Source organism: Streptomyces sp. NPDC085900, assembly GCF_044540925.1.
Classification (GTDB): domain Bacteria; phylum Actinomycetota; class Actinomycetes; order Streptomycetales; family Streptomycetaceae; genus Streptomyces; species Streptomyces gilvifuscus.
In genome coordinates, this window is sequence record NZ_JBITSP010000008.1 from 308,303 (window position 1) to 331,252 (window position 22,950).

Annotated in this window: 14 protein-coding genes and 2 pseudogenes; 3 read left to right on the top strand and 13 right to left on the bottom strand. The window is 68.3% G+C overall.

Features of this window, described 5'->3' with window-relative positions; translation table 11 throughout:
• Positions 1-252: 252 nt before the first annotated feature.
• Positions 253-2,283, bottom strand: coding sequence for a WD40 repeat domain-containing protein (locus tag ACIGDI_RS27825; RefSeq protein WP_399901924.1), 2,031 nt, complete (start codon positions 2,281-2,283; stop codon positions 253-255).
• A 66-nt stretch (positions 2,284-2,349) separates the two neighbouring features.
• On the opposite strand from ACIGDI_RS27825, the gene ACIGDI_RS27830 reads away from it, so the two are divergent.
• Positions 2,350-4,644, top strand: coding sequence for a WD40 repeat domain-containing protein (locus ACIGDI_RS27830; RefSeq protein ID WP_399901927.1), 2,295 nt, complete (start codon positions 2,350-2,352; stop codon positions 4,642-4,644).
• A gap of 338 nt (positions 4,645-4,982) precedes the next feature.
• Here ACIGDI_RS27830 and ACIGDI_RS27835 read toward each other — a convergent pair.
• A pseudogene (locus tag ACIGDI_RS27835) lies at positions 4,983-5,243 on the bottom strand (GyrI-like domain-containing protein); the annotation flags it as partial.
• Positions 5,244-5,556: 313 nt separating this feature from the next.
• On the opposite strand from ACIGDI_RS27835, the gene ACIGDI_RS27840 reads away from it, so the two are divergent.
• Positions 5,557-6,087: a hypothetical protein gene (locus ACIGDI_RS27840; RefSeq protein WP_399901930.1), complete on the top strand. Its 531-nt coding sequence runs from the start codon at positions 5,557-5,559 to the stop codon at positions 6,085-6,087.
• Here ACIGDI_RS27840 and ACIGDI_RS27845 read toward each other — a convergent pair whose 3' ends face one another.
• Entirely contained in the window at positions 6,088-6,939 is an 852-nt protein-coding gene (locus tag ACIGDI_RS27845; protein ID WP_399901933.1) for a helix-turn-helix transcriptional regulator, read from the bottom strand.
• Between the two features lie 86 nt (positions 6,940-7,025).
• Between ACIGDI_RS27845 and ACIGDI_RS27850 the strand changes: the two genes are divergently transcribed.
• Positions 7,026-7,808: an SDR family NAD(P)-dependent oxidoreductase gene (locus ACIGDI_RS27850; RefSeq protein ID WP_399901936.1), complete on the top strand. Its 783-nt coding sequence runs from the start codon at positions 7,026-7,028 to the stop codon at positions 7,806-7,808.
• Between the two features lie 481 nt (positions 7,809-8,289).
• Here ACIGDI_RS27850 and ACIGDI_RS27855 read toward each other — a convergent pair.
• From ACIGDI_RS27855 to ACIGDI_RS27900, 10 genes and pseudogenes are all read right to left on the bottom strand, one after another.
• Positions 8,290-8,546 (bottom strand): annotated as a pseudogene (locus ACIGDI_RS27855) (IS5/IS1182 family transposase); the annotation flags it as partial.
• Between the two features lie 126 nt (positions 8,547-8,672).
• On the bottom strand, positions 8,673-9,458 hold the full coding sequence (locus tag ACIGDI_RS27860; protein ID WP_399901939.1) for a DUF1963 domain-containing protein: 786 nt from the start codon (positions 9,456-9,458) through the stop codon (positions 8,673-8,675).
• 748 nt (positions 9,459-10,206) lie between these two features.
• A complete protein-coding gene (locus ACIGDI_RS27865; protein ID WP_399901942.1) occupies positions 10,207-13,131 on the bottom strand; it encodes a discoidin domain-containing protein in 2,925 nt (974 codons plus the stop codon).
• 26 nt (positions 13,132-13,157) lie between these two features.
• Complete coding sequence (locus ACIGDI_RS27870) at positions 13,158-14,618, bottom strand: glycoside hydrolase family 32 protein (protein WP_399901945.1); 1,461 nt, start codon at positions 14,616-14,618, stop codon at positions 13,158-13,160.
• 67 nt (positions 14,619-14,685) lie between these two features.
• Positions 14,686-16,986: a glycoside hydrolase family 3 N-terminal domain-containing protein gene (locus ACIGDI_RS27875; protein WP_399902263.1), complete on the bottom strand. Its 2,301-nt coding sequence runs from the start codon at positions 16,984-16,986 to the stop codon at positions 14,686-14,688.
• 61 nt (positions 16,987-17,047) lie between these two features.
• Positions 17,048-17,935 carry a carbohydrate ABC transporter permease gene (locus tag ACIGDI_RS27880; RefSeq protein WP_399901948.1) on the bottom strand — a complete coding sequence of 296 codons (888 nt, stop codon included), beginning with the start codon at positions 17,933-17,935 and terminating at the stop codon, positions 17,048-17,050.
• 6 nt (positions 17,936-17,941) lie between these two features.
• Positions 17,942-18,928, bottom strand: a complete 987-nt coding sequence (locus tag ACIGDI_RS27885; protein ID WP_399901951.1) for a carbohydrate ABC transporter permease — start codon at positions 18,926-18,928, stop codon at positions 17,942-17,944.
• 34 nt (positions 18,929-18,962) lie between these two features.
• On the bottom strand, positions 18,963-20,258 hold the full coding sequence (locus ACIGDI_RS27890; protein WP_399901954.1) for an extracellular solute-binding protein: 1,296 nt from the start codon (positions 20,256-20,258) through the stop codon (positions 18,963-18,965).
• A 453-nt stretch (positions 20,259-20,711) separates the two neighbouring features.
• Positions 20,712-21,719 (bottom strand): LacI family DNA-binding transcriptional regulator, encoded by a 1,008-nt coding sequence (locus ACIGDI_RS27895; protein ID WP_399901957.1) that lies wholly within the window; start codon positions 21,717-21,719, stop codon positions 20,712-20,714.
• 188 nt (positions 21,720-21,907) lie between these two features.
• Positions 21,908-22,909: a LacI family DNA-binding transcriptional regulator gene (locus ACIGDI_RS27900; protein ID WP_399901960.1), complete on the bottom strand. Its 1,002-nt coding sequence runs from the start codon at positions 22,907-22,909 to the stop codon at positions 21,908-21,910.
• Positions 22,910-22,950 lie beyond the last annotated feature (41 nt).

Genomic DNA, 22,950 nt, shown 5'->3' on the forward strand with positions numbered 1-22,950 from the left:
GGACGGGCTGCGGTCCTGATGGGCACATGTGCCCATCAGGCTGCGGCAGACCTGAAGTGGGTGGTGCCGGCCCGGTGCGGTGACTTCCTCATCGCGCTGGACGCCGTCAGCGGTGAACAGCTGTGGCAGCGCCGCTTCGGCGAGCGCAATCATGAATTCACCTGGCCCCAGCGGCCGTTGACTGTGCCGAGCGCTCGACCCGTCCCGTTGCTCCGTGTGACGGACGGGGACGGAGTTACGGCCGAAACGTGTTCACCGCCTGGTGAGTGGGAGGCTGAAGACTCCGCGGTCATGTCCGACGATCAGGTCCGCACCCGTGGTGGCCAGGCAGGTGAGCGAAACCTCCAAGGCGATGTGCTGCACCTTGCCGGTCTCCGGTTCCCACAGTCGCAGCCGCTGACCGTGACGGGTACCAATGACCAGCACCGTGTGCCCGCCGCGCGTGGTTCCGGCGGTGATGAGAGGTGGGCCCGCGGTGCCTGTGGAGCCAGCCAGACCATCGCCGACCGGGGCACCGGTGGCTGGATCCCACAGCATGACGACGCCAAGGTGGTCCGACGTGGCCAGCAGGGTGCGCTCGGGCGTGGGGACAGCCTCGACGGCCGCCACCCCATGGTCCGCATCGGCGAGTGCGCGAGAGTTCAGCTGGACGGCCGCGCCACAGGCCCAGGGGTCGTCGACGGTTGGATCCCACACATGAACGCGACCCGCGGTGTCCGAGGCCGCGATCAGCGCGTGGTCGGCGGAGATCGGGACGGCGGTGAGTGACCGTATCGGACTGCCGTAGGGATTGAGGCGCCCGACGCACTCACCGCCCTCTGGTTCCCACATCCGCACAGCGCCTCGGGGCGTGGCGGTGACGAGCAAGGCGCGACCGTCGGGGACGACGGCGGAGCACATCGCGCTCACCCCGCCGGCCCAGTCACCGGCGGGTTCGCGAACCGGCTGCCCGGTGTGGGGGTTCCACACAGCGATCGTCCCGCTGTCGCCTCCGCTTGCCAGAAGGACACGACCGTCGGGCAGGGGCAGGGCCGTCATCGAGAGGATGGCGTCAGGATGTCCTGGCAGCGGGTCGTGGACGAGTCGGCCGTCGACGTCCCACAGACACACCAAGCCCTTGGCTCCGGCGCCGGCCACGAGGGTCGGCCGACCGGGATGAGACACCACCGCCAGGGCGTCGACACCCCCTGACGAACCGGGCACAGAATCGGAGAACACCGCCATACGGCCCCAGGGTGTGCCGTCGGCCGTGATCACCGCGTTCCCTTCCTGCCGGAATCGCGTCGCCGCTCGGCCGGATCGTCCGGCTGCCGCTGACTCCGCCTCGCTGGCAGGCCCGTCAAAGTCCTTCTGTTCCGGGGCCGGACCGTGCTGGGGGAGCGCACCGTCAGGGTTCTCCGCCAGGCCGTCCGCGATCGTCCATGTCTGCTCACAGTCCCAGCAGCGGAAGTACCCGGTGAGCGACATCAGCCGGCGCGCCAGTTCCCTCGCAGCCGATTGCGGGGTGCCCCTGACCCCGACGATTCCGGCGACCAGGCACAGCACGGCTTGTCCCGGTGTTTCGGGGGAGACCCCTTTCATCGCGACGTCGCGTGCCACCCGCTCGAAGGCCCCCCACCTCGCTCCCAGTACCTCGTCCCGCAATGCCGCGGCCACGTCGCCCCAGGGATGCCCTTCCTGCCTGACGTGAGTGGGGTCGGGCAGCCTAGGAGCCTCGAGGGACGGAGGCGCCGAGTCCTCGAGGAAGTCGGGGATCTCCGTGTCGCTCCCGCAAGCCGGACACGACAACAGCAGCCCGCTTTCCCGGAGATCCGGGAACTGCCACAACACCTCGCCCATGTAGTGGCCGGCCAAGGCCACACATGTCAGGACGAGTTGGGCACAGACCTGCCCGGAAGTGCCGACGGCGAGGAGGCTTCGGACGGCCGCCTGCTCGGCCAGCGACAGTGCGGCGCCGAACCCCGCCTCGACATCGGCCGGGACAGGGGGCCGGTAATCGGCGGTCACCATGAATCCGAGGTCCACCCAGAAGTCCACGGTCTCTGCCGGGGGCAGGAGCACTGCCGCCTCGACGAGATGCGGCAGGGCCGCGTAGGTCCCATCGGCGACGACTCCGTCGTCCAACAGGCCGCCCGAGAGGTCCGTCCAGGTATGCCGCCACGCATGGCCGCCCCCGCCGGCAGCCGCGGAAGCCAACTGCTCCAGGAGGACCCGGATCTCCTCGACCTTCACACCGTCAAAGTCATGCCAACGGGGGCTGTCCAACGGCAGCTTCGCAATCATGGAAGGAGTCTCGCAGGCGGCACTGACAATCAGGAGGCGGTTTGGTGCGCGGAGCCCTTCGCCCCGTTGGTTGTCCGATCGACGAACTCTCGGCCCGAACAGAAGCCACCGGACACTGCGCGGCAGTCTGGACGTTCCTTCAACAGATGTGCCCGGGCGGTCGACGAGGGCGGTGTGGTTAGGATGCCCGTCATGTCTCGTGAACTCTCAAGCAGCGGCCCGGACCGCGAAGTGGCGGCGGCAGATGGCAGGTTGACCGATCCTGACCGGCTGGTGCACGGGAACCCGGAGCAGGTGCTCGCGGACCTGGAGCACGCTGCCGGGCCGGAGGAGACACTGGCGGCTGCTGTGTACCGGACGTCGGGGCATGTGCACCGCGACGCCGGTGCGGGAGTGCGGCGGCAGGTACTGGCGCTGGACGCCGCCCGCTACGCGAACCGCGAGCTGGCGAGAAACATCGCCCGTGTTGCCGTCCGTCAGGAGACGGATGACCCCTGGGTCGTGCAGTGGGCGACCGGCAGCGATCTGGACTCCCGGCTGCGGTACGCGTTGCCGGTGCCGGCCAAGGTGAGCGCGTTGGCGACCGTGGTGGTGGAGGGCCGTGGTCTCGCTGTCGCCGGTTGCGGGGACGGCACGCTGCATACGTGGGATCTGGACACGGGCAGCCGACTGGGCGAGGCCGTGTCCGCTCACACCGGCGCCGTACACACACTGGCGACGGCGGTGCTGGACGGTCGTCCCGTCGCTGTCACCGCCGGCTCCGACCGAACCTTTCGGGTATGGGACTTGGCGCGGGGCGAACTGGTCGGTGCGCGCTCCGCCGACGGCGACTCCTGGGTGAAATCGCTGGCTGCCGGGCTGGTCGAGGGGCGGCCGGTCGTGGTCGGCGCCTGCGTCGACGACGTGGTGAGAGTGTGGGACCTTGCGACCCTCTCCCAGCACTGTGAGCCGTTGACCATACGCGCCGGCTTCGTGTCCGCTCTGGCGACGGCGGTGCTGGACGGCCGTCCCGTCGCTGTCACGAGCCACTCCACGGAACTTGCGGCGACAGACCTGATCACAGGGGAGGAAACCGTCCGGGTGTGGGACCTGAGCACGGGACGGGAGTTCGGCGCCCTGGGCGAGGGACCGGACGAGCCTGCCGCGTTCGCGGACGAGGCGTACGACCGGACGGTGGACAGCGGCAGTGACGGCTACGGGGAGGCAAGGCACTGCGACACGCTGGAAATCAACGCACAGGCGCACTTTCTGGTGACGGACCAGGCGTCCGAGTGCCCGATGGCGGTCAGCGCCAACGCCTACGAGGTGCACGTCTGGAACCTGGCTACGCGCGAGCAGGTCGGTGATCCCATCGCCACGTTCGTGGAAACGGCGGCCGTGAGCATGCTGCACGACCGTCCTGCCGCCCTCCTCGCCTCCGCCCATGGGCCAGTCGAGGTGTGGGATCTGTCCACCCATCGGCAGCTGAGGCCGCCACTGACGGGCCACGAGGCGGCCGTGCGGGGAGTGGCGACGGCAGTGGTGGACAGGCGTCACCTCGCGATCACCGGTGGCGACGATCAATCGGTCCGGATCTTCGACCTCGACGGTGAAAAGCAGACGGACAGCTGGCTGACGGGTCATGGCGGCTCCGTGACAGCGGTCACTACGGCGGTCGTGGACGGCAGTTGCGTCATCTTCACCGGTGGCTCGGACGCGAGAGTGCGGATCTGGGACCTGGACGGCAAGGAACAGTTCGGTGAGCCCTTGCCCGGCCACACCATGGCCGTGGATCTGCTGACGGCGGTGACAGTGGACGGACGGCCCACCCTGCTCACCCGCGACGACCGGCGCAAGACGGTGCGGATATGGGACCTGAGCACCCGACAAGAGCTGCACGGACGGTCGACCAGCGAGTACACCAGCCCCTCCATCGAGTTCTTCGCGGCAGTCGATGACCGCTTCGTCGCTGTGACCGAGGAAGGCCGCGTCTGGGACCTGACCGCGAGCCAATGGATCGGAGTACAGCCGCGGCAACGAGGCGCCCTGGCCCTGGAGACACTCGAAGGACGCAATGTCATTCTCACCAGCCACAGGACAGAGGGAGTCCACCTCTGGGACCTGGCCACAGGGGAACCGCTGGCACCCCCGCTGACGGGACACACCAGCGAGGTGCGTGCCGGGGCGACCGGCACGCTGGATGGTCGCCCGGTCGTCGTTGCCGGCGGCGACCGGACGGTATGGACATGGGACGCAAGCACAGGGCAGCAGCTCGGTGCGTACGCCTTCCCGTCCCGTATCAGGGCATTGCGGGTGGCCCCCGACGGGCGGCTGGTCGTCGGTTTCGGCGCCGACATAGCAGTGCTCACCCACCGCCGCTGACCACGCGACGGCCTTCCCCCATCTGACGCAGACCATGAGAGCAGAACGTGCGGGTCGCGCTCCTGCGAGGATGCGCCGAGAACAACGTCCACGATCAACCATGCTCAACAAAACGGCGCCGGAGCACCGGCGGACGAGCCTGGCCAGGCGGTTGGCCAGTCGCGCGGCCAACCGCCTGGCCACCGATGGGGGTGTCACAGACGGGGGAGTGAATATCCGACCGGGCATGACGGAGTCCCGGCATACCAGTAAGGAAGACGCTGCTCGGACAGCCCGCGTGCCGAGGGATCGTCGCGCCAGGCGGCGCTGCACCCCACCAGGCCGAGTTTGTCGCTTCCTCAGTGGCGTTCGGGTTCCACCGGGAGCCACAGTTCGACATCGGCCTCGCCCGTCTCGGGCGACAGGCGGGTGCCCAGGATCTCGGGACCGCTGCGGCTGCGGTAGGAGTTCGACGGGAACCACTCCGTGAAGACGTCCCGCCACATCTCCTAGATGGCCTGCGGCGCGGGCCCGGAGGTGGTGAAGACCGCCCAGGTACCGGCCGGAACGGCCAACGCGACAGTGTCCTCAGGGGCGTTCGCGGAGGTGATGACACCGTGCTAGTCGATACTGCTCACGACCCGGTAGGTCGCGGTGGAGATCCGACCGGCCGACGCAACGGAGGCCGGGTACGAGCTTTGGCCTGAACCGCTGTCAGTGGCGTGTGCGACAGTGTCGCATCCGTTTCGCATCTCGCCGATCGATGAGGAGAGGGTGCTCAGGAGTCGGTGTCTTGATCGGACTGACGCAGCCGAGCACTACAAGGCAACAACGAGCGTGCAACGGCTGGGTGGCGACGCTGGGGCCAGAGGCTGCTCGCCCCCTAGCATGCGAGGGCAGGGGCACCACGCGCATCCCGGGCAGGGGCCAAGCATGTCGTCGATCACTTCACGTCCGACGTTCCGACGACTCGTCGGCGCCGTCGTGGCAGGCCTGGCCCTGGCCGCGGTCTCAGGATGCACCGTTCCCCCCGATGCCGTCGTCGGCCTCTCCGTGACCGCCGACGGCCATCTGCTCGGCGTCATGATGGTTTGCGGACATCACATCGACGGCGCGACCCTCTACGTGGACAGCGACGACGTCAGCAAGCAAGTGACGGTCGGCTCATGGACCGCCGCCCGCCCTCGCACACCGGGCCTCGCGACCTGGACCCTGGACGCTCCTGCCGGTGGCTGGACCGCGACCAAGTCTCTTGCTCCACTCACCGCGAAAGGCACCTATGTGCTTTACGGGTGGACCAAGGACAACTCGTGGTCGGCCAGCAGCGTCTCCTTTACTTTGGCTGACCGGGACCGGCTTACCCCGGGCACGGTCCGCTACGAAGGCATCTCGAACAAAGGCAACGCATCCGCAATGACCTTCTCCGTAGCCGAGTTCAAAGCCAAGGCCTGTCAGAACGTGTGACTACCGCATGTAGTTGCCGGCTTCGGCTCCGAGGACGTTCAGGAGGGCCAGGGCTTCGGCGCCGGGGGACCCCGGTGGTGCGGTGTAGAGCACGAGGTACTGGTCGCGGTCGGGGAGGGTGAGTGTGTCGCAGTCGACGGTGACCTCACCGACGACCGGGTGGCGGAAGGTCTTGGTCAGCACTTGAGCGGCCTGTACGTCGTGCCGTTCCCAGAGCCGGGCGAAGTCGTGGCTGGCGGTGCGGAGTTCGTCGACGAGGCCGGTCACCTCGGGATCTGTGGGGTAGCGGGCGAGGGTGGTGCGGAGCTGCATGACCACGTGGTGCCGGAACTCGGCGGCGTCGGAGATCCCGTACAGCGGCGCATCTGCGCGCTGCGGCCCGAGGAAGGCACGGCGCGCCAGATTGCGGTCCCTGGGGGCGAGCGGTGCGAAGTCCTCCATGAGGGCGGCTGCGAGGTCGTTCCACGCGAGGACTTCGAAGGCGGTGGATATCACGAAGGCGGCCGTCTGTGGGAGTCGCTCAAGGAGCGCGAGGATGCTGGGGCGGACGTCGCGCCGATGCCGTTGGACACGTACCGGCGCAGTTCCTGCGAGGACGTGGAGGTGGTCGGACTCGGTGTCGGTGAGCCGCAGCGCGCCCGCGATCCCGGAGAGGACCTCGGCCGACGGCCGAGGCGCCCGACCTTGTTCCAGCCGGACGTAGTACTCCGTGGAGATGTGCGCGAGGACCGCGACCTCCTCGCGGCGCAGACCGGGTGTGCGGCGTCGCGGTCCGGCGGGAAGGCCGACATCCTGTGGGCGGAGCCGCTCACGGCGGCTGCGGAGAAACGCCCCGAGTTCCTGCTTGTCCATACTCCGAGTCTGCCCGCTGCGCGGCGGCGGATCCTGGTACAGCCTGTGCCTGTATCCGGCCGGCGGCCGCCCGGACGCTGGGTGCCATGACGAACACCACGCAATCTGCACCCATTGGCCTGCTCACCGGCAAGGTCGTTTTGATCACCGGCGCCAGTCGTGGCATCGGCGCGGCCGCGGGCCGGCTCTTCGCCGCTGAGGGCGCCGTCGTCGTGCTCGCCGCTCGCGGCACCGACGCCCTGGAGCGGATCGTGAAGGAAATCCGCGCCGAGGGCGGCGTTGCCGACGCCGTCACCCTGGATCTCGCCGACTCCTCGAGCATCCGCGACGCGGTCGACCGCGTCGAGGAACTGCACGGACGGCTCGACGGCGCCTTCAACAACGGCGCGGTGATCCAGCAGCCAGGCCCGCTCGACACCACCAGCGACGAGGACATCGATGCGCAGTTCGCCGTGAACTTCCGCTCGCACTGGACCGCCATGAACGCCGAGGCCGCGCTCATGCGCCGCAGCGGCGGCGGGGCGATCGTCAACACCTCCAGCATCGGCAGCCGCCGCGCCAACCCAGCATTGCCGGCCTACGGCGCTATGAAGCGCGCGCTCAACAGCATCACCGAGACCGCTGCCGCGACGTGGGGCCGGGAGGGCATCCGCGTCAATGGCATCACCCCCGGCGGCACGGCCACGGAGATGATCGACGCGTGGGAGGCGGTGTCCCCGGGGATCGTCGAAACCATCAACGCTTCGACCCCACTCGGTCGCATGGCCGAGCCCCGCGAGGTCGCCGAGGCCGCCGCGTGGCTGCTCAGCGACCGCGCCTCGATGGTGACCGGCGCGATCGTCCCGGTCGACGGCGGCGCCGGCGCCTGACCGGGAGCGGCCCGGACGGTTCCAGCCCCGCCGGTCAAGTCGGTTGCCTCGACGCTGGCGACGTGCGATCCGCGGTCGGATTGCTTCCTTTGGACCCCGTGGGAGCTGACGATCGTTCTGGGCCCGACCGGCTTGGCCGCCCTCCCCTGGGCGTCGGCGGGCCGGTCAGCAGAGTCGCTTGCTCATCGGTCATGATGAGCACGTTCTGGCTGCAGGGTGGAGGGGCGGGTGGTTCGCCCGTTCGGCGCAGACTGGCCCGGCGTGAGTGGGGCAGTCGGTGTTCACCTCCGGGCCGTGGTCCTTCCGGCGCGTTTCGGGGTGAGTGAGGTGCGGATGCCGCGGCTGTCCCCGAGTCGGCCGCGGCATACCGTCCACAGCCTGTCAGCCTCGGCGCAGACGCCTCCATTCACTCCCTGTCGGGTCCGACGGAATCGCCGGTCGGGTGGGCGCTGCGGTAGCCGTCACGCCCCAAGAGCTGGGGCTGGAGGGTAGCGGCGAGGGCGGCTGGGACGTCCATGGCCTCGGTGACGTGGCGGTGGCGGTGGCCAGGACGCCGAACCCAACCGCTGGCTGGGCGAAGGTGTGACCGAAGGGCAGATGGGCCAGGCCTGTCAACGCCTACCGTCCACAGGTGAGTCGACGCCAGCGGGTGCCGATCCGTCGCCGCCCAGCGGTCAGCTTCCGTCGTATCAGCCGGCGTTCGGGAGTGGACAGGTCCGGTCCGGAAGGGGTGGACAAGCACGCGAAGCTCTCGACAGCGAAGGTTGATCTTGGTCGGCAAACCCGTCTATCAGGAGCTTGGTCGGTCTGCCGTGCCAACCCCAGTGACACCCAGCCACATTCGAAGAAGCGCTCAGTCGCTTCTCAGACTTGTTGCTCGAACTCCAGTGTTTGGTACCGGCGCCCGGCGATGTCCTCGCGGGTGCCGGTGATCAGGGTCTGGGTGTAGACGTTGTAGTCGATCGACTGGCCGTGTATCTGTGCCAGGAGAACGAGGTCGCCCTCGTCCGGTGCCGACTGCCAGGGACTGGAGAAGCCGCCCAGTTGGACAGAGACTCCGTGTGAGGCGCCGCCCGCTGCCACGTTCCGCACGGCGTCCTCGAAAACGTCCAGGATGTCCTCCCGGTCCGCGGCACCGTCCAGGAACGCGCTGGTCGCGGGGGCATCGCGCCAGTCGGGCGCGACGGTCAGTCCCGGGACCGGGTACAGGACGCCTGGTTGGTAGACCGTGGCCTGTTCCGGCTCGCCGTCGAGTGCGTACGTCGCCGGGCGCTCCGTGCTCCGCGCGCCGGCGGGGACGTAGAGCACCACCGACGACTCCGGCTCGTACTCGATCTCGGTGAAGAACAACAGGCGTCCGTCGGGCGGCAGTTCGATGTCCAGGACTTCCCGGGGGAGCGCCGCGCAGTCGATGGTCAGTACCAGCGGTTCGCGTCCCTCGGGCCAGTCGACGCCGTCCGGAAGGGAGGGGAGGCCTCCGGTGCGTGCGGCGGGACGGGCCTCTTCCTGCTGGGCGAGAGTCAGGTTCTGGAAGGGGACCAAGTGCAGGCACGGCCGGGAGCCGGCGAGCATCTCCTGTGCGACCGGCCCAGGAAGGCCATGCTTCTCGGCCGTTCGGAGAACGAGTTCTTCCACGAGCGAAGTAGTCATGACCGCGATCATGCCAGGGCTGACTGACACCAAGTGATGTCGAACTTCCGCTCAGTGGAATGGCATTGGGCCGCATGTCGAGGGTGGCCCCTTGTGATCGCCGCCGTCGACCCAGACCGTGCCCAGGGTGGGATGCCCGGCGGCGGCCTGTGTGAGCAGAGCGCGACAAGCGCTGGCGTCCTCGACGTCGGCCGTGGTGACTGGTTGCCGCCCGCCTCATAGCCGGTGGGGTGAAGGTGCGGTTGCCGAGGGGCGCGCGGCTTCCAGGCGGTGATCACGAGCTCGATCAATGCCCAGCGTTCGTCGGTCAGGCCGCTCGGGTAGGGCTTTCCCTTGAGACAGGGCACACGGCATCGGACCGATGAGCGAGCGCCGACGATCGCCCACCACCGAGAGCGGCTTTCTCCGTTGCGGCGGATCCCCTGGAGATGACGGATGCCGATCAGGTTCTGCTGTCTTCTGCATCGTCGTCGAGGCGGAGGCGGCCCTTGAGGTCCGGGGGAATGCCGCTGGTGCACGCGGCCCCGGGACGCCGTGCCCATCAGAGCCTCGGCGGCAGGCCGGCTTGCGACGGCCTGCTGGGCTTGGGGCATGTCCGCGCGGCGGGCCCAAAGTCGCCCGGGACACCTGACAAGTGCCTCCGGCCATTGCAGGAAAAGGGGGTCAGGGATCCCTGTTCTCGCTGGCCGGAGGCACTTTCCAGACCTCGGGGACAAGGTCATCGATCACCTCGCATGAAAGCCCGAGGTCAGCTGTAGACGGTCAGTTCTGCGATTGACCACCAGTTACTCGCGACATCGGCGGTATTGACGACCTTGATGTAGCGGGCTGTCTGCGTCGGGAAGGATACAAGTCCGACTCGTTGGCCGTCCGTTATGGAAGAGACTTTGGTCCAGTCCGTTCCATCCGTGGAGACGTACACGTCTGCGCTTCGGGCGTAGTCGCCGATGTTGCTGCCGGAATCGAGCAGGATCTTGTCGAACGTTTGGGTCTGCCCCATGTCGACCTGGATCCACAGGCCGTCGTACTGGCCTGTTCCGGAGCTGTACCGGGTGCCGGAATTGCCGTCCAGCATGTTTCCGGGACCATCGTCGTACGGACTTGTGTCCGAAGTCGTTGCGGTCCAACCCGTCCGTGACAGTGCAGGGCCCAGATCTATGACGTCGAACGACGTTCCACCGGCATCCGCTCCGCCGGCGCCGTTCACCGAGACCTTGTACGTGCCCACCGACAGCCCGCTCGGCACGTACGCGCTGATGCTCGTGTCCGACCAACTGTCGATTTCGGCGAAGAGCTTCCCGAAACGCACCGTGCCCAGCCCCTGCGCGTCACCGAAGTGAGAACCGCTGATCGTGAACTTGGCGCGCGGTATCCCTTGCTTCGGCCTGAGGCTTCCGAAGACAGGTGCGGGGAAGCCGGACAGCTTCTGCGTGGTGAACATCGCCGACGTTCCGCTCGGCAGGGTGTAGGTGTACGAGCCGTCGGCGGACACCGGGAAGCTCCGGCTGCCGGCGGTGCCGTTGAACACCGCGGTGACCTGCGCCCCTTCCGGACTGGTCCAGGTCTTCAACTGGAGGCCCTTGGGCACCGCTGTCGGGGCTGCGATCGAACCGGTGCCGCTCGAGGATCCGTATACGTTGATTTCGGCGATACTCCACCAGAAACCGGATGCCGCGACACAGACGATGCGAATGTACCGTGCCGTCTGCTCCGGCAACGTGACGGCTGTCTTCCCTATGCTCCCGCTGCCGTTCGCGACCGCGCTGCCCCAGTCGGCCCCGTCGTCCGAGACGTATATCTGGTACTTGGTGACGTAGTCGAAGGAGCTGCTTTCTCCAGTGGCGAAGACGATCTTGTTGAAGCTCGTCGGGCGCCCCAGATCGATCTGGAACCAGGCGCCACTGGTAGTCCCCTGGCCGAGATTCCACCGGCTGTTGATGTCGCCGTCGATCGCGTTCGAGGCCGGACCCCAGTCCGGGCTCGACGAGGCCGTGGCGGTCCACTTACCACGGCCCAGTGACGTTCCGGGCGTCTTGATGGACGCCCCGATCGGCAGGGAGTACGTGAGCAGCTTGCTTCCGGTGCGGACGGCGTTCTGGTATTGCAGGAGTGCCGGGTCGTACGTGACCGTCATCGGCCCCAGCGACGACTTGAACGTGAAGTCATGGGTCGGGTCGAGGACATTGGTCGCCGCGGGGGTCCCGCCGCTGCGCCCGCCCTTGTAGGTGAACGTGACAGCGCCGCCGGCGTTCAGGGTGTAGTCGAAGGACTGCATCCCGTCCGCGACGCTGAAGTTCTTCGCGGCGCTACCCGAGTTGTACGCGATCACGACCTTCGAGCCGTCCGGGTTCAGGAACGCGACGCTCTCGATGCTTCCTTCCCCGAAGGTGTTCGAGTAGATGCGATGCGCTCCGGGCTTCACAAACCGGCTGGCGTGAGCGAGTGCGTAGTAGTCCACGTTGTAGGACACCTGCCCGCTGTCCGGATCGACCGTGACCAGTCCCCGGCACATGGGGATGCCGTTGGTGTCGCTGTTGAGCGGCCCCAACTCGGGGTCCAGCGCGGTGTTCCAGAACATCACGCCGTTCGCCCAGTTGCGCATGCCCTTGATGATCCACGTGCCGAGTGCGTCATGGAACGCCGTCTCGTCGTCACCCTGCCAGATGCCTCCGCTGGCCTCCGTGATGTAGGTTTCCTTGCCCGGAAAGTCGTTGTGGACCACAGTCTGGTACGTCGGGTTGCCACTGTAGATGTGCCATCCGGTGCCGGCCGTGTACTGGGAGGCGGCGGGGTCACTGAAGATCGTCTCGGGATACGAGGGCACATCCCAGTTGTGGTCCCAGGCCAGGATCTTCGTGGAGATGCGGTTGGCCGCGAACGCCTGGCCGATCTCCTGGATCAACGCGGATTCCTGGTATGGGGACAGGAACATGCCGGGCCAACTGGGCGTGCCCATGGGCTCGTTCTGCGGCGTGATGTAGGAGATGGGCACACCGGCCTTGTCGTAGGCCTTGATGAACTTCACGAAGTAGTCGGCCAGCGTGGAGGCGTAGTCGCTCTTGAGGGTGCCGCCGATCATGGAGTCCGAGGTCTTCATCCAGCCTGGCGGGCTCCATGGGTTGGCCAGGATCTTGGCGGACGGGTTCTGTGCGAGAGCCTGCCGCAAGACCGGAATGATGTACTTCTCGTCGTGTTGGACCGAGAAGTCGGACAGCGTCGGGTCCGTCTGTCCCGCAGGCATGTCGTCGTAGGAGTAGCTGCCGGACGCGTTGAAGTCCGTGGCGCCCATCGGCGTACGGATCAGGCTGAGGCCGATGCCCTTCGAGGGGTCGTACAGCTTCTGCATCAGGGTCGCTCGGTCAGCGGTGGACAGCTTGTTGATGAGCCAGGCGGAAGAGTCGGTCATGGCCGCCCCGAAGCCTTGGATCCTCTGGTACTTGACGGCGTCGTCGACCTTGATCGTGAGCGGGTTGCCCGTGCTCTTCGTCCGGAAAGGCACGTCGCTCTGCCCGACGACCCACTTCTTTGCCGATACGTCGGTCAGCCAGACCTGCACGGAAGAATTACGCGACGCGGTGGCGGCGGCAGCGTTGCCGGAAACCTGGGTCCAGGCGGCGGCGACGCCGATGGCGGTGGTGAGGAACTGACGTCGTCCAAAACCGTGCGAGCTCATTGAGGATCCTCCTTCAGACCTGTTCTTCAGTACTGCTCTGCGGCGCCGGCGGTTGGCGTCTTGATCACAAGCGGGAGCAACTCCCACGCGTCGACCGCGTAGCGAAGGCGCGTGCCTGGTGCGGCGTGGGCCTGAAGTCGCCACGCGCCCTGCCCTGTCGGGTAGAACCGCAGCGTGAGGACCTGGCCGGTAGAGGTCAGGAAGACCTCGGCGATGGAGTGGTCGACGACCACGCGGAGGTCGACCGGCTGTCCGGTGGGGCAGGGCATCCGGTAGGCGCCGCCGTGGGCGCGCGTGTCCAAGGAGGCGTGGTAGCGGTCGACGACCAGTTCGCCCGCGTCCGGATCGAGGCGGATGTCGAGGTACTCGGATCCGTCGAGGGTAGTGAGCAGCCGCAGGCCTGCGGTCCCGATCGGCTCCAGACGGGCCGTCAGGTCGAAGGCCCGTCCCACACTGCCCAGTTCCACCGGCTCCGGGCCATGGGTCGCACCCTCGGCCCGCACGGTGCGCTCACCGCGCAGCGCGAGCAGCTCGTCGGCAGGCCGCTGACGCAGCGTGCCGTCAGCCCCGACATGGATCTCGCGGGGCACGGTGAGGACGCCGGCCCAACCGCCGGCGACGGCCCAGGCTTGGTCGCGGGCTTCCCAGGACCAGCCCCACAGCAGCCATCTGCCGCCAGGTGCACGCAGCAGGGCAGGCGCGTAGCAGTCCGGGCCGTGGTCCGCCCACACCGGCGCGCCTGCCTTGAAGTGGCCGTCGTGCTCTTCGCCGATCAGGGCCGCGACGCGCATCGGGCCAGTGGGCTCGGTCCAGGTACTGAAGATGAGGGCGGCCTGTCCGCCGGCTGCCGGGAGGTACTGGGGGCATTCCCAGCCATCGCCGGTGAGCTCCTCGGTGCCGCCGACGGGCTCCGGATGACGCGCCACGAAGGGCCCTCGGTAGGCCCAGGTCTCCAGATCGGGCGAGTCGTACAGGAGGGTGGCGGCGCGGCCGTCGGCAAGAGCGGCGCCGACCAGCATCCGCCACCGGCCGTCCTCCCGCCAGACGTACGGGTCGCGATACATGGTGCAGCCCTCGGGCAGCTCGGGGATGAGCAGTTCGCCCCGCGGGCGGAAGGTCGTGCCGCCGTCGTGGGAGACGGCGCAGGTGACCGGCTGTTGCTGGGGGGAGCGCGCCACGAGGTGCGCGGAGTAGAAGGCGACGAGGCGGTCGCCGTCGGAGACGGCGTTGCCGGAGAAGCAGCCGTCGGCGTCCACGCCGCCGGGGTCCGGGGTGAGGGCGATCGGCAGCGGCTCCCAGCTCAGCAGGTCGGGGCTGCGGAAGTGGCCCCAGTGCATGTTCGCGTGGGTCGCGCCGTACGGGTTGTACTGGTAGGAGACGTGATAGTGGCCGTCGTGGAAGACCAGCCCGTTGGGGTCATTGAGCCAGTTGCGGGGCGGACGCAGATGCGCGACTGGGAAGTGCGGATCGAGGGGTGGAGTGGACACACGCGTGCCTTTCGGTATGTCAGGCAGGGCCCGCCGGCCGCCCCTGGGGGCAGCCGGGCGCCGGCCCTCAGGCCCGGATGCGGAATCCCGCGCTGAGCTGGTGCTCCCGCCGTGAGCTGGGGCCGACGCGGAGCATGAACTCGCCTGGTTCGACCACGCGACGGTTGTCGGCGGTGACGAGCGAGCAGTGTCCGGCAGGGACGCTGATGCCGACGGCGAGGGTTTCACCGGGCGGGACTTCGGCCTGGGTGAACGCCTTCAGCTCCTGCTCGGCCCAAGTGACGCTGGTGGTCAGGTCACTGATGTACGCCTGGACCGTCTCCAGGGCCGGACGGCTTCCGCTGTTGGTGAGCCACACCGTGGCGTGGACGGTGCCGTCGGTGGAGACCTCGTCCTCGTGCAGGGTGAGGTCGGAGTAGGTGACGGTGGTGTAGCTCAGGCCCTCGCCGAACGCGAACAGGGGGTCCTGGGTGAGGTCCGCGTAGCGGTCACCGTGCTGACCCCGCACCTGGTTGTAGTAGACCGGCTGCTGCCCGACGTGGCGTGCGAAGGAGACGGGGAGGCGGCCGCTGGGTTCGGTGAGTCCGAGGAGGAGTTCGGCGACGGCACGGCCGCCGCGCATGCCTGGGTTGAACGCCTCGATGAGCGCTGCCGCGTTCAGTGCCGAGTCGGGGAGGGTGCTCGGCTTGGACTGCAGCAGTACGACGATCATGGGCGTGCCGGTGGCGGCGACCGCGTCCAGCAGCGCGATCTGACCTCCCTGGAGGTCGAGGGTGGCCGTGGAGCGCACCTCGCCCGTCAGAGCGATGGTGTCCCCGACCACCACGACGGCGTAGTCGGCGGCCTCTGCGGCGGCGGTGGCTTCCCGAAGCTGTTCTTCGTCGACCGGGGCGGGGGTGAAAACGGGCGGCTGCGGCTGGCCGTCGGGCCCGGCGACCCACTGGTCGTGGTCGAAGGCGGGGCTTTCGATCTCGGCTCCGCGGGCGTGTGTGACGGTCCAGTCGACGGGGACGACGGCGCGCAGGCCGTCCAGCACCGTCTCCACCAACTCGCGTGGATGTCCTTCGGGCATCCACGGCACCTGGCCGGTGGCACCCGCCCAGTCTCCGAGCATGGCCTCCGGGCTGTCGGCGTTGGGGCCGATGACCGCGATCGTGCGTGGCGTGCCCTGGCCTGTGGCGCGGCCGGTTCCGTCCGCGGTCAGCCCGCCTTCGAGGGGCAGGATCCCCTCGTTGCGCAGCAGCACGAGGGAACGGCGGGCGGTCTCGAGGTTGAGGTCGGCGTGCTCGCGGCAGCCGATCACCTGCGCCTGCCGCTCGGGGTCGGGGGCACGGGGGTCCTCGAAGAGCCCGAGTTCGAACTTCAGCCGCAGCACCCGCCGTACCGCGTCGTCGATCTGCTTCTCCTCGATCAGGCCGCGGGCGACCGCCTCCTGGGCGCCCTCGAAGAACGCCGGCGTGGCCATGATCAGGTCGTTCCCGGAGTTGACGGCGACCGCCGCCGCCTCGGCGTAGTCGACGCAGGTCCGCTGGTCGTAGACCATCCGGCCGACGTTGTCCCAGTCGGTCACCAGCGTGCCGGTGAAGCCCCACTCACCCTTGAGCACATCGTTGATCAGCCACTCGTTCGCGGTGATGGGCACCCCGTCGATCGACTGGTAGCCCAGCATGAAGCCGCGGCAGCCGGCCCGGGCCGCCTGCTCGAACGGGGGCAGGAACCACGAGCGCAGCTTGCGCGGGCTGAGATCCGCCTCGCTGGCGTCGCGTCCGCCCAAGGTCTCGGAGTAGCCCGCGAAGTGCTTGGCGTACGCCAGCACGGCGGTCGGGTCGCCGAGACCCTCACCCTGGTAGCCGCGCACCATTGCGGCCCCCAACTCGCCTATCAGGTAAGGATCTTCGCCGAAGGTCTCGTTGATCCGGCCCCAGCGCAGGTCCCGGGTGATGCACAGCACCGGGGAGAAGGTCCCGTGGATTCCGGTCGTCGAGATCTCGATCGCGGACGCACGGGCGACCCGGTGGATCAGAGAGGGATCCCAGGTGCAGGCCATGCCGAGCTGTGTAGGGAAGATGGTCGCGCCCGGCCAGAAGGAGTGGCCGTGAATGCAGTCGTCGGCGGTCAGCAGCGGAATGCCGAGCCGTGTCCGCTGGGCCCGTTCCATGGCCTCCGGCATGCGCTCGGGCGTCACATGCAGGACCGACCCGGCCAGCTTGGCCGACACGATGTCCTCGAGGTCCCCGTGCTGGGCGTCGAGCATCAGCAACTGCCCGACCTTCTCCTGCAAGGTCATCCGGCGCAGCAGGTCCTCGGTTCTGGTTTCCACGGACGCGTCCGGATCCAGGTACACGGCAGAGCGGACCGGGTGTCCCACTGTGGTCTCCAAGTCATGAGTCGTTGCAGTTCAGAGAGGTGACGGGGGTAGGCGACGGAGGTCACTTCAGGCCGGTGGTGGCGATACCGGCGACGAAGTGGCGCTGGAAGAGCAGGAAGACGACCATCACGGGGAGCAGGACGACGACGGCGCCGGCGAGGAGGACGCCGAAGCGGGTGAAGTCCTGTCCGCTGCTCGCCAGGGCGAGGCCGACGGGGAGGGTGTACTGGTCCTCGTTCTGGGCCACGACCAGGGGCCACAGGAAGTTGTTCCAGGAGCCCAGGAAGGTGATGATCCCCAGCGTGGCCAGGGCCGGCCTGGTCAGAGGCAGGATGATCTTCCAGTAGATGGCCAGTTCACGGCAGCCGTCGACGCGGGCGGCGTCGATGAGTTCGTCGGGCAGGGTGGAGATGAACTGCCGCATGAGGAACACCCCGAACGGGGCGGCCAGGAACGGCAGGATCAGCCCGAGCAGCGAGCCGGTCAGCTTCATGTTGGCCACCAGGACGTACAGGGGTACGAAGGTGACCAGGCCCGGTACCATCAGGGTGCCGATGACCAGGCTGAACACGGCACGTCGGCCGGGGAAGTCCAGCTTGGCCAAGGCGTAGCCGAGCATGGAGCAGAACAGCAGGTTGCCTGCCGTCACGGCCAGCGCCACGATCACCGAGTTGGCGAACATGGTGGTGAAGTCCAGGCTGCTGAACAGCTGCCGGTAGCTGGCCGGCGTGGGCGCTGTGGGGACCAGGACCGGCGGCACCTTGCGGATGTCCGCCTCGGGCTTGAAGGAGCCGGAGAGCATCCACAGAAACGGCGTGACCATCAACAGCAGGCAGCCGAACAGCGGCAGATACAGCCAGGGATGGCCCCAGTTCTGCCGGATGCAGCGCCGCCGCTGAGTCCGGTCCGTGCTCGGCCCGGCCGTCCGGAGGGCAGAGAGAGTGCTCATGGGGCATCAGTCCTTGTCTCGCAGCACGCGGAACTGCAGCACGGTCAGCGCGATGATGAGGACGAAGACGACGTAACCGGCGGCCGACGCAACGTCGTAGTTGCCGTTGCCGAACTGGTTGTAGGCGTACATCGTGGCGGACAGGGTGGAGTCCAGCGGTCCGCCGTCGGTCATGACGAACGGCTCGTCGAAGAACTGCAGATAACCGATACCGGTCGTGACCGCGGTCAGCAGCAGGGCCGGACGCAGGAGCGGGAAGGTGACCCGCCAGAACCGCTGCCAGGCCCCGGCCCCGTCGAGCTCGGCCGCCTCCATCAAAGACTGGGGCACGGACTGCAGGCCCGCCAGCATGATGATCATGACGGTGCCGAGGTTGCGCCACACCGCCATCACGATCATGACCGGGAGAGCGAAACGGGTGTCCGCCAGCCACGCGGGACCGTCGATCCCGAACCAGCCCAGAACCGTGTTCACCAGCCCTGCGCGCGGCTCCAGCAGCGTCTTCCACACCACGGCGACCGCCACGACGCTGGTGATCACCGGCAGATAGAAGCCGACCCGGAAGACGGCCCGGAAGCGGTGGACACCGCTGTTGAGGACCACTGCCGCGGCCAGCCCGGTGGCCAGCGTCAACGGCAGACCGACCAGGACGAACACGGCCGTGTTGCGCAGCGCATGCACGAACTGCTCATCCTCAAACAGCCGTACATAGTTGTCGAAGCCGGTGAACGACACGTTCAACGGGGTCCGCAGATCGGCGCTCTGCGTGTCGGTCAGGCTCATCAGCAGCGACCAGACGACCGGCAGCAGCATGAACGCCAGGAACAGGGCGAGGAAGGGAGCCGCGAGGATGCACGCGGCCCGCGTCTGCCTGCCGCGCGCGGTGCTGCGGACCGCGAGTCGCCGACGGCCGGCGCTCCTCTCGGGCCGTGCGGTGGTCGGTTCGAGGGTGTCGCCCCGCCCTGGGAGCGTTTTCGTGGACATGGATGTCATCCGTCCGTACGAGGGTTGCTCACGTGGCGGCCGATCAGCGGCCTGTGCCGATGCTGGTGGCCTTGGACTGCAGGTCCTTCTGCGCCTGGGCGACGGTGGCCTTGCCGAGGCTCAACTTCTCCAGTTCGGAGTCGATGGCGTCGGCGACCTGCTGCCAGGTGGTGATGGCGGGCGGCGCCTTGCTGACCTTGAGCTGCTCGGCGAACGCCTGCATCGCCTCGTCGTCGCTCAGCTTTGCTTCGTCCCACGCCCCCGGCGTGGCGGGAAGTGAGCCCGTTGCCTTCGCGTAGGCGGCGAGGTTGGCCGGTTCGGTGAGGAACTCGGCGAACTTCCAGGCCGCGTCGGAGTTCTTGGCGTCCTTGAACACCGCCAGGTCGCTGCCGCCGGCGAACCCGGCCGCCTGCTTGCCCTTCGGCAGCGGCATGGTCTTCCACTTGCTGTCCAGCTTCGCGGCGTCTTTGCGGAGGCTGCCGCTGACCCACGCGCCGTCCTTGTAGACGGCGATCTGTCCGTCCTGGAAAGCCTGCAGGCTGTCCGTCTTGTCGGTCGGCGCCAAGCCCTCCTTCGGGACGCTCGCGTAGTACTCCAGCGCCTTGGCGACCGCCGGCGAGTCGAAGGTGAACTTCTTGGTGCTCGGGTCGTAGATGTCCCCGCCCTGTTGCCAGACCAGCGGCAGCAGGAAGATCCAGGAGTTGAAGCCGATCGACAGCCCGCTGGCGTAGCGCAGCTTCGCGTTCTGCTTGCCCGCGGTGGCCTGGATGGCCTTCAGATCCTTCAGGTAACCGGCCCAGTCACTTGCCGGGGCGCCCTTGATACCGGCCTTCGCCGTGAGGTCGCTGCGGTAGTAGACCGCTTGGGTGTCTGCGATGAACGGGACGCCGTAGGAGGTGTCCTTGTACTTCGTGGTGTCCCACTGACCCGGGTAGAAGTCCGACGACTTGATCGACGTCGGGGTGGCCTGGAAGCCGTTCATACCGGCCATCTCGGCCATCCAGGTGGTGCCGATCACCGACATGTCGGGTGTGTTGCCGCCGGCGATGGCGGTGGTCAGCTTGTCGTGGGCGGAGGCCCAGGGCACCGGGGTGATCTGGACATTCACGCCGGGGTTCTGCTGCTCGAACTTCTTGGCCAGGCTCTGGAGGGACTTGTCGGGATCGCCCATGGACCACATGACGACCTTGCCCGTGGCCTTGCCGCTGCCGATCTTCGCGGGTGCGTCCTTGCCGGGTCCGGAGTCGGCGCTCCGGCCGCAGCCGGTGGCCACCAGGGCTGCCGTGACGGTGGCGCAGGCTATCTGCAGGGTTCTGGCGGTGGGGCGGGTCGTACGCATGGGTGCAACTCCTTGCCGTTGAGGTGATACAGGCGCGGGGGCCAGGGGGCCAAGGCTGGGAACGGGCGGGCGCCCGAGCGGTGGCGACGGCCATCCGCACGTCGCCGCTGGAAGGTCCGGGGCGAAGCCGGTGGCGGCTGTGCCGGGCTTACCGATCGGTGTGCCGGACCGAGAAGACATCGAGGGAAACAGCACCTCGGCGGTGACGCGTGAACACGGTTCCGCGTGAAGGGTGAGGGTGGTGGGGCAGACCGGATGGCGAACAGGCCGGTCGGGGCCGCTGCGTGGAGCGGCTTCAGGCAGGGCTGGGCGACCTACCGGCCTGGCTGAGCGCCGGTAGGGTCGATTCCACGGCTGGATGGAGTCCGTCTCCGCCTGCGGGGCAGGGCAGGATCGGCGGAGACGGACGGTTCGATGAAAGGCTCACGCCGGGCGCATCGCGAGAACGCGGCGTCAGTTCGAGCCCGGCTGTAACGTCGAGCCACGGATCACGAGGCTGGTGGGAATGACGCACGAGGGGGCTGCCTCCGGCGATCCGCGCACATGGTCCAGCAGCAGACGCGCCGCCGCCGCACCCATCTCCCGCATCGGCTGGCGGATGGTGGTGAGTGCCGGATAGGTGTACGACGCCATCTCGACATCGTCGAACCCCACCACGGCGACATCCTGCGGAACCCAAAGACCGGCCTCGTGCAGGGCGGTGAGCACACCGGCCGCCGAGGGGTCGTTGTGTGCGAAGACCGAGTCGAACTCCAGGCCGTCGGCGAGAGCGCCTGCGATCGCGCTCCGGCAGCGTTCGAACTGGAAGTCGCCGCAGATGATGCGGTGTTGGTCGATCTCGATCCCGGCTTCCGCGAAGACATCCACGAAGCCGCCCAGTCGTTCCCGGGTGCACCCGAACGCATCGGGGCCGGTCACGACCAGAGGACGACGGCGGCCGACGTCCAGCAGGTGGCGCGCCGCCTGCTCACCCCCCTCCCGGTTGGTGGTGGCCACGTAGGGGAATCCCGGCCGCTGGAAGCGGTCGTCGATCAGTACGACCGGCAGCCCCGCTTCGTGCAGTTCCGTGATGTAGCCCATGGCGCCCTCGGGCTCTATCACCAGCAGACCGTCGAACGACTTGGCGGCGACCTGCAGACCGAGCCTGCGCAGTGACTCCTCACCGCGGTTCCAGGTCAGCATGCGCAGCCCGAAACCCTCGGCCTCCAGCGTTTCGACGACCGCCTGCACGATGCCGGACCAGGCCCAGGCCAGGTCAGGGACCAACATGCCGATCATCTGCGTCGTGCCGCGTGCGAGCCCGACTGCTCCGGCGCTCGGCACATAGCCGAGCTCCGATATCGCCTTCCGGACCTTCAGGACGGTGTTCTCGTTGATCTCGCCTTTGCCGTTCAGCACTCGCGAGACCGTCGTCTTGCTGACGCCGGCCCGTGAGGCCACGTCGGCGATGGTGACTCCCATGCCACCTCCTCTCACTCCTCGCAGAGGCGGAAGATGTTCTCCCGCACCGAAGGGCCGATCCTACAGAGATCGGTGGAACCGGTACCGGGATCGGTGCCGGAACCGGTTTCGGTACCGGTTCCGGCAGTGAAGCACCGAGAAGCTCGCCCCGTCAACACACCGGAAACAACTCGTTCACGGGGAAGTCGTCAGCCGTCCTCGGGAGCGGCGAGTTCGCCGGAACCGCGGGCGAGGTAGCGGGTGGGCAGCACGCGGTGACGGGCGGGGCCGCCCTCGCCCTCAAGTCGCTCGAACAGCAGGCCGGCGGCCTCCTTGCCGATCGCGGCGTGATCCTGGGCGATCACGGAGATGCCGGGTTCGAGCAGGTCGGCAAGGGACAGGTCGTCGAAACCGATCAGCGACACGCGGCGCTGCAGCTGAAGCTCCTGCAGAGTCCTGCGGGCCCCGATGGTCAGGAGGTTCTGCCCGGAGATGAGTGCGGTGGGCGCGTGAGCGAGGGCCAGGAGGTCGTGTGTGGCGGCCTGGGCGGCCTCCGTACCGTGCAGGCCACGCCTCACGAGAGAGGGATGCAGGACGCAACCCACCGCGGCGAGCCCCTCCACGAATCCGGTGTAGCGCTCTTGGGCGGTCCAGATCGAGCGGAGGTCACCGAGGAAGGCGATGCGCCGGTGACCTGCCTCGTGCAGCCTTTGCACCGCCGCCCGCACGCCCGCGCGGTTGTCCACCGTCACGGTGTCCACCTGCGGTGCTGTGGTGCGGCGGTCCACGCAGACGACAGGTGTGCCGGCGCGGCGGGCCGCCTCGAGGTCGGTGTCGTTCTGGCCGGTGGGCACCACGATGAGGCCGTCCACCCGGCGGGCGGTGAAGGTCTTCAGCAGGCCGCGTTCCCGGACCGGGTCCTCGTCGGTCGACCCGGCCAGGACCAGCATGCCGTGCTCGGCGGCGGCGTCCTCCACTGCGCGGTGCAGCGCGGCGGAGAAGGGGTTGGCCGCGTCTTCCAGGACCAGGCCGAGGGTGTGGGTGCGGCGGTCGGCCCGGCGCAGGCTGCTGGCCGTCAGATCCTGGCGGTAGCCGAGCTGTTCGGCGGCCCGCGTCACCCGTTCCGCCAGGTCAGGGGTGACGGGCTTGCCGTTGACGACCCGCGAGACGGTGGCGATCCCCACCCCGGCCATGGTCGCGACGTCGCGCATGGTCGATCGCCGACCACTGTCGTTGTGCTCGCTGGACAACG